Raw genomic sequence first — 6,440 nt, 5'->3', positions numbered from 1 at the left:
CGGGGGTATAGCTCAGCTGGGAGAGCGCTTGCATGGCATGCAAGAGGTCAGCGGTTCGATCCCGCTTATCTCCACCAACACAAAAGCCGGAATCACACGATTCCGGCTTTTTCTTTGCCTGCGTCAAATGGCTGCCGTCCCCGGCGGCCCCAGCAACGGCACCAGCTGTGCCAGCCTTGCCTGTACCTGCAACAGCAGCGGGTGCTGCGCCATGCCAAAGCCCTCACCCACCAGCGCCAGCACAAAGCGGATACCGTGCAATACCAGCACGGCGGCTTCTTGTTCTTGTGGCAGCAAGACATTGTCACCAGGCCGTTGCCGTCGCCGCCGCTCCGCTACCCGCGGCGCAAATGCTGGCGATGGCAGTTCCCCGGCCTGCCTGCTGTACAAGCGATAAGGCAAGGGCCAGTCATCCACCACAACGGGCTGTCGCCCGGTCAACTCCTGCAGCACCTGTCCCCATTCCTCAACCAGACGCACCAGGCGTTCCAGCCCGCTCCTGGCCTGTCCTCGGCCACCCTGCATCATCTGTTCGCGCAAATGCTGGACGCGCCGCAACAGAAAACGCAGCTTGGCCAGGGCCAGCTGGCGCGCATCTTCATCCCGTCCGCTACCGGCACGTCGTGCCAGATCATCCAGCATGGCCACCCAGTCCAGAAACTCTGCCAGGGCCACGCTTTCCTCTACGCCATCCCGGTCTGGCATGCGCCGTGGCAGTTTGCCACGCCGGGCCTGTGGTTCAGCCATGGTGTTGAACCAGACATTCTGCTTGGCGGTGATTTTCATCGCGATGCCTCACTCAGCGGACTGCCCACCACATTTTCAATAATTGTTTGTTTTATTTTAAATCTATCGACCAGTATCGAGAATACTTGAATCGTTGAGCAGCAAACAGCGTAAGCAGCATGAAAAATGCCAGCGCATGGCGCTGGCATCGGGAAGTGCGACAAAAACGGAATGATCAGGAAAACAGCATGTGGCCCAGCTTGGCGGCCTTGGTATCCAGGTAACGATCGTTATGCGGGTTGCGCCCCACCATCAACGGCACCCGCTCCACCACGTCGATACCGGCGGTCTTGAGGGTTTCCAGCTTGCGCGGGTTGTTGGTCATCACCCGCACGCTGTTGATATTCAGCGCATCCAGCATGTGGCGCGCCACGCGGAAGTCACGCATGTCCGCCGGGAAGCCCAGTTGCTCGTTGGCTTCCACCGTGTCCGCCCCGCCATCCTGCAATTTGTAGGCGCGGATCTTGTTGATCAGACCGATACCACGACCTTCTTGCCGCAAATAGAGCAAGGCACCACGGCCTTCCTTTGCAATGGCTTCCAGCGCAGCTTCCAGCTGGAAACCGCAATCGCAACGCAAGGAGAACAGTGCGTCACCGGTCAGGCATTCCGAATGCAGGCGTGCCAGCACCGGCTCACCATCGGCCACGTCGCCCATGGTGAGCACCACATGTTCGCGCCGGCTGTCCTGCTCCTCAAAGCCATGCATGGTGAACACCCCGAACGGCGTAGGCAGCTTGCAACTGGCCACGTAATCAACGACGGGTTCAATCTGCGGGTTGGGGTATTGCGCGGCCATGCTTGCTCCGGAATCTGTTCAGGAAACTTCGCGCTTGCTACGCGAAGCCATGTGGTGGGGAATATTCCGTAACTGAGGGCAATTTACGCCTTTTCAAGCGGCGGCATGGCAGCAAACGGTGCGGCCAGCAAGATGGCCAATGCTGCCAGCCATACCTGACGGCTGGCATCAAAGTAGCCCAGCTGACTGGATTCGGCATCCAGAATACCCAATACCCGGTCGTGTTCATCCACGATGGGCAGGCAGACTTCACTCTTCACCTTGGGGTCGCATTCGTAGTAGCCGCCACCTTCGGCGCGCCAGGCGGCGACATCGTCAATCAGCACGCCCCAGCCGGTCAGGCCAACGCGGCTGTTATTGCTGCCTGCGGCAAATTCTTCGGTCAGCGGGAATTCAGCCCGGCTGGGCAGGCCCTGATAGGCCAGCTTTACCAGACGGGCATCCTTGCCCTCACCGGCGCGGCGATAAATGCCCAGCCAGTCTGCACCGATCTTCTGGTTGACCGAATCGACCAGTGCATTGAAATTGGTCAGCAAGCTACGCGCAGCTTCGGTTTCGCCGCCGAACCATACCGACAGGTCGTACGGTTCATCAGCCAGCTCCTCCACCAGCGAGCAGGCACCGTCTTCGCTCAGCTCGGGCACCTGGTAGCGGAACAGATCGCGCTGCACCGGGGGTTTTTCCACATCCAGCACGGCCTGCAAGGTCATGACGGCAATTTGCAATTCGGTTCGATCTAGCTTCAGGCCCTGTTCACGCAGGTAGTCGGTCAGCTGGCGGGTCGGTATCATCAATACTCCTGGCATTGCTTGGAACACAGACAGCCAAACACGGCCAGGCTGTCTGATAAAACGCGTTAGCATACCAATACTGCCAACAAAAGTCGCCCTTCCCTCTGCCTGCATCGCTGCCTCATGACTGCCATCCATATTCCGTTTTCTCCACTGCGCATCCGCGCGGGTCACCGCACCATCTCCCTGCTACGACAACACGGCCTGCCAGCCGACCGGGTTGGCAGCCTGCCCGGTGCTGCCGGAGGCCCCAAGGCGATTGGCTTGTGCGGGCTGGATCAGGCGGTGTTCGGCTGGCTGGCCGACAGCCCGCGCCCGCGCGAGCTGGTGGGTGCATCCATCGGCAGCTGGCGCTTTGCCTGTGCCATGCAGGCAAAGCCGCAACAAGCGCTGGCCCGGCTGGCCGAACGCTATACCGCGGAATGCTATGCCGACGATGTCGACATCGCCGGCATTACCGCACAAACCCGGCAGATGCTGCAGGACATCCTCGGCCCGGACGGCCTGCAAGCCATCCTGCACCACCCGCATTACCGTTTGTCGTTGCTGCTGGTGGCATCGCACGGTTTGTTAAGGCATGAGGCACCGGCCTTGCTACTGCCCGGCCTGGCCTTTGGCGCCACGCTCAACGGCCTTGGCCGCAACTTGCTGCGCCACTGTTTCAGCCGGGTGATTTGCCACGATGCCCGCAGCAGCCTGCATTTTGTTCCGCACGATGGCCTGCCCACCCGTTTGCTTGCGCTGGGTGAACATAATCTGGCTGCCGCGCTGATGGGCAGCGTCGCCATCCCGGGGGTATTGCACGGGGTAAGCCTGCCGGGTGCGCCAGCTGGCGTATACCGGGATGGCGGCTTGCTGGATTACCACCTGGACCTGCCCTTTGCCAGTCAGGATGACATCACGCTGTATCCGCATTTCGGCCCGCGCATCGTGCCGGGCTGGTTCGACAAATTCCTGCCCTGGCGTCAACACCAGCCGTCCAACCACAGCAATACCCTGTTGCTTTGCCCTTCCGCCGACTATCTGGCGCGACTGCCAGGCGGCAAGCTGCCGGACCGCAGCGACTTCAAACGCTTTCGCGGCCAGGACAAGCTGCGGCAGCAGCAGTGGCGCACCGCCTGCAGCGAAAGCCAGCGCCTGGGGGACGCCTGGCTGGAATGGCTGGCGCGCGGCTGCCCGCTGGATGTGGTGGAAACGCTCTAGCGATTGCGGCTGGATGACCAAAGAAAAAGCCCCCGAACGGGGGCTTTGGCTTGCAGATACGGCAATCAGGCTCAGCCGGCACGGCCCAGCTTGAAGTTCTGCCACAGGCGGGAATAGATGCGCAGGGTTTTCGGGTCTACCGACTTCATGATGAAGCCCTTCTTCACATCGTCAGCCGTCGGGAAAATGCTGCGGTCAGCCAGATACTTCTTGTCGATGAAAGGACGTGCAGCCAGGCTACCCGGTGCATAGGTCACCTTGTTGGCATTGGCTGCAGCAACATGCGGGTCCAGCGTGTAGTTGATGAAGGCCAGTGCGTTGGCAACATTGGCGGCATCCTTCGGAATGGTCATGCTGTCCACCCAGAAGGCAACACCGGTCGACGGCATCAGCACCTTGATGTTGACGCCACGCTTGGCTTCTTCGGCACGACGCTTGGCGATGTTCAGGTCGCCACCGTAACCCATGGCCAGGCAGACGTCGCCGTTGGCGATGTCATTGATGTAGCCGGAGGAAGAGAACTGGGTGATACTGCTGCGAATGGCCGCCAGTTGCGGGGCAACGGCCTTGTAATCAGCCTCGTTGTTGCTGCCCGGCTGTTTGCCGTAGTAATGCAGCACCTTGGGCAGTACGTCAGAGGCGGAATCCAGAATGCTCACGCCGCAGGATTTCAGCTTGGAAGCATATTCCGGCTTGAACAGCAGGTCCCATTCATTGGCCGGCAGCTTGCCACCCAGGGCCTTCTTCACCTTGTCTTCGTTGATACCCAGGGTAATCACACCCCAGAAGTAAGGTACGGCAAACTTGTTGCCCGGGTCGGATGCTTCCATCAGCTTGAGCAGGGCCGGGTCCAGGTTCTTGTAATTGGGGATCTTGCTCTTGTCCAGCGGCTGGAACAGACCACCCTTGATGCCTACTTCCAGCACATTGTTGGACGGTACGGTGATGTCGTAGCCGGAGTGACCGGTCACCAGCTTGGCATTCAGGGTTTCCATACTGTCGTAAACGTCGTAACGCACCTTGATGCCGGTTTTCTTGCTGAAATCCGGTACGGTGGTCGGTGCAATGTAGTCAGACCAGTTATAGATGTTTACGACCGGTGCGCCGGCCTGAGCTGCCAGTGCAGTGGCGGCCAGCAGGCCACCGATAATCATTTTTTTCATTGTTTCCCAACTCCTTCGGTACAGGTTTGTTGCATCATGCCTGTTTAGCATATCAGTACATTTGTGATCAAATCTACCATTTCCTTAAACAGCCTTCATCCGCTGCTTGTGGAAAATGCCATGCAGAATGCAAAAAGCCGCCAAATATGGCGGCTTTCACGCGTACAGGCAAGTGTAGTCGGTCTGTGCTCAACTCAATGCCGCGCTTCGCGCACGGCGGCAACCAGGTCGTAATCGAACAGCTCGTTGGCGTCCTCTTCATCAAACACATAGTGCTGGTTGCAGTAGTCGCAGACAATTTCCACACTGCCCTGCTCCACCAGCACCTCACCCACCTCCTGACCGCCCAGCATCTTCAGCATATTGCCCACGCGCTCGCGGCTGCAATTGCAGGAAAAGCTGACGGCTTCGGGTTCGAACACCCGCACGGTTTCTTCATGGAACAGGCGGTGCAGGATGTCGGCTGCCGACAGGGTCAGCAACTCGTCGGCTTGCAGTGTGCCACCCAGAATGCGGACGCGGTCCCAGCCTTCCGGCTCGCCATGGCCGTCGGGCAGGCGTTGCAGCAGCATGCCGGCTGCGGTGCTGTCATTGCTGGCCAGTACCAGGCGGGTATCCAGCTGCTCGGAACGCAGCATGTAGTTTTCCAGCATCTGGCCGATGCTGTCGCCTTCCAGCGCTACAATGCCTTGCCAGGTTTGCGACTTGTCCAGCTTGGGTTCGAGCGTGATGACAAACTGTCCGGCACCACCCAGCAAATCCAGAATGGGAGCTTCGGGCAGGTCGCCATCCCACTTGGCAGTAGCGCGCACCGTGCGGTCATGGTTGCACTCCACCACAGCCAGGCGCAGCGGGCCGCTGCCATGCAATTGCAGGATGAGGGCACCGTCAAATTTCAGATTGGCCGACATCAGCTGCGCAGCTGCCATCATCTGGCCCAGAATGTTCTTGAGTGGTGCGGGATAGGCACGGCGGGCCAGCACCTGTTGCCAGGCGCCATCCAGACGGACCAGTGCGCCGCGCACCGGTGCGCCATCAAACAGGAATCGTTGCAAAGTATCGTGTTGGCTCATGTTTATTCCTTGGCGGTGTCTTCTGCCACTTCTACGGTATAGACGGTCATCGGCAAGCAGGAATTGACGTCGAATTCACAACCGGCACGTACGCCCAGCTCGGCAATTTCACGCGCGGTCAAATCCTGCTCATAAGCGGCAAACATCGCGCCCATGGCGAATTTGCGGCCCGAGCCTATCGCCCAGAAACGCGAAAACTGGTAGATCTCGCGCATGGGGTAAACACCGAAAATACCGTGGGGATTGGCAATCACCACCATCATCTGGCTGGATTCATAAGGGTCTTCCTCGTCCTCTTCCGGACGCAGGTAAAACCCGTCTTTCAATTTGGGATGCAGCTTGCGAAAGGTATCGAAAATGCCTTTGCGGCTGGAGAAATCCTTTTTCTTCAGTTCCTTCAGCGCACCTTGCAGCACCAGGTCATGGGCGGCAGAACCGGAAATGGCAAGATAGCTGTCTCCATGCTGGAAAATCTTGTTATGGAAACAGTCGTAGTTGGCCAGTAGTTTCTGGTCGTCACCAAAGGTGGTCTGGCTGTCGGCGGCAATGGCAATCTGCCCGCCTTTTCTTACTGCCACAATGGTTGTCATTGCCGGATGCGCCTGCTTGCAAGGGAAGGGGCTAA

At 59.1% G+C, this 6,440-nt stretch carries 7 protein-coding genes and 1 tRNA gene; 2 read left to right on the top strand and 6 right to left on the bottom strand.

Annotation, left to right across the window (positions count from 1 at the left end):
* Nucleotide 1: 1 nt before the first annotated feature.
* Nucleotides 2-77: transfer RNA gene (locus tag ACE3SE_RS11710), tRNA-Ala, on the top strand.
* A 46-nt stretch (nt 78-123) separates the two neighbouring features.
* Here ACE3SE_RS11710 and ACE3SE_RS11705 read toward each other — a convergent pair.
* The 3 genes from ACE3SE_RS11705 to ACE3SE_RS11695 all read right to left on the bottom strand — a co-directional run bounded on the left by ACE3SE_RS11705 (nt 124) and on the right by ACE3SE_RS11695 (nt 2,376).
* Nucleotides 124-786 (bottom strand): hypothetical protein, encoded by a 663-nt coding sequence (locus ACE3SE_RS11705; protein WP_374555441.1) that lies wholly within the window; start codon nt 784-786, stop codon nt 124-126.
* A 175-nt stretch (nt 787-961) separates the two neighbouring features.
* Nucleotides 962-1,585, bottom strand: coding sequence for a GTP cyclohydrolase II (ribA, locus tag ACE3SE_RS11700; RefSeq protein ID WP_374555439.1), 624 nt, complete (start codon nt 1,583-1,585; stop codon nt 962-964).
* An 83-nt stretch (nt 1,586-1,668) separates the two neighbouring features.
* A complete protein-coding gene (locus ACE3SE_RS11695; RefSeq protein WP_374555438.1) occupies nt 1,669-2,376 on the bottom strand; it encodes a GAF domain-containing protein in 708 nt (235 codons plus the stop codon).
* A gap of 123 nt (nt 2,377-2,499) precedes the next feature.
* On the opposite strand from ACE3SE_RS11695, the gene ACE3SE_RS11690 reads away from it, so the two are divergent.
* Nucleotides 2,500-3,579, top strand: coding sequence for a hypothetical protein (locus ACE3SE_RS11690; RefSeq protein ID WP_374555436.1), 1,080 nt, complete (start codon nt 2,500-2,502; stop codon nt 3,577-3,579).
* Nucleotides 3,580-3,650: 71 nt separating this feature from the next.
* Here the strand turns inward: ACE3SE_RS11690 and ACE3SE_RS11685 are convergent, their stop codons facing one another.
* From ACE3SE_RS11685 to ACE3SE_RS11675, 3 genes are all read right to left on the bottom strand, one after another.
* Entirely contained in the window at nt 3,651-4,742 is a 1,092-nt protein-coding gene (locus ACE3SE_RS11685; protein WP_374555434.1) for a polyamine ABC transporter substrate-binding protein, read from the bottom strand.
* A 194-nt stretch (nt 4,743-4,936) separates the two neighbouring features.
* Nucleotides 4,937-5,815 carry an Hsp33 family molecular chaperone HslO gene (gene hslO / locus ACE3SE_RS11680; protein ID WP_374555432.1) on the bottom strand — a complete coding sequence of 293 codons (879 nt, stop codon included), beginning with the start codon at nt 5,813-5,815 and terminating at the stop codon, nt 4,937-4,939.
* A gap of 2 nt (nt 5,816-5,817) precedes the next feature.
* Entirely contained in the window at nt 5,818-6,405 is a 588-nt protein-coding gene (locus tag ACE3SE_RS11675) for an MFS transporter (protein WP_045847157.1), read from the bottom strand.
* Nucleotides 6,406-6,440 lie beyond the last annotated feature (35 nt).

It is taken from the genome of Aquitalea pelogenes (assembly GCF_041914625.1).
Taxonomy (GTDB): Bacteria; Pseudomonadota; Gammaproteobacteria; order Burkholderiales; family Chromobacteriaceae; genus Aquitalea; species Aquitalea pelogenes.
Note: the sequence above shows the minus strand (reverse complement) of the source record. Positions and strands in the feature narration are given on the sequence as shown.

Bases quoted from the DNA above. Each gene is read 5' to 3' on its own strand.
- ACE3SE_RS11705 (WP_374555441.1), bottom strand. From the start codon at position 786: ATGAAAATCACCGCCAAGCAGAATGTCTGGTTCAACACCATGGCTGAA.
- ribA (WP_374555439.1), bottom strand. From the start codon at position 1,585: ATGGCCGCGCAATACCCCAACCCGCAGATTGAACCCGTCGTTGATTAC.
- ACE3SE_RS11695 (WP_374555438.1), bottom strand. From the start codon at position 2,376: ATGATACCGACCCGCCAGCTGACCGACTACCTGCGTGAACAGGGCCTG.
- ACE3SE_RS11690 (WP_374555436.1), top strand. From the start codon at position 2,500: ATGACTGCCATCCATATTCCGTTTTCTCCACTGCGCATCCGCGCGGGT.
- ACE3SE_RS11685 (WP_374555434.1), bottom strand. From the start codon at position 4,742: ATGAAAAAAATGATTATCGGTGGCCTGCTGGCCGCCACTGCACTGGCA.
- hslO (WP_374555432.1), bottom strand. From the start codon at position 5,815: ATGAGCCAACACGATACTTTGCAACGATTCCTGTTTGATGGCGCACCG.
- ACE3SE_RS11675 (WP_045847157.1), bottom strand. From the start codon at position 6,405: ATGACAACCATTGTGGCAGTAAGAAAAGGCGGGCAGATTGCCATTGCC.